General features: G+C 71.2%; 1 protein-coding gene. It reads right to left on the reverse strand.

Annotated features, from left to right (window positions below):
• A partial coding sequence (locus G3I56_RS43075) for a TIM-barrel domain-containing protein (protein ID WP_275406989.1) occupies nt 1-379 on the reverse strand: 379 nt, incomplete at both ends.

The raw sequence follows: 379 nt of genomic DNA on the forward strand, positions 1-379 counted from the left end.
CTTGAACCCCGCGGCGTCCGGCACGCCCTCGAACCCGCCGATGTCGTGGCTCCAGAACCCGAAGCCCGACAGCGCGAGCGACAGCCCGCCGCGCAGCGACTCCGCCATCGACACGAACGTCGACTCGCAGTCGCCGCCCCAGTGCACGGGGTACTGCTGACCGCCCGCCGTCGCGGACCGCGCGAACAGCACCGCCTCGCCCGTGCCCCGCTCGGCCTCGAGCAGCTCGAACACGCTCCGGTTGTACAGGTGCGTGTAGTAGTTGTGCGTGCGCTGCGGGTCCGACCCGTCGTGCCACACGACGTCGGTCGGGATCCGCTCGCCGAAGTCGGTCTTGAAGCAGTCGACGCCCTGCGCGAGCAGCCCGCGCAGCTTGTCC

Origin of the sequence: Streptomyces sp. SID12488 (assembly GCF_010548275.1) — a bacterium.
Classification (GTDB): domain Bacteria; phylum Actinomycetota; class Actinomycetes; order Streptomycetales; family Streptomycetaceae; genus Streptomyces.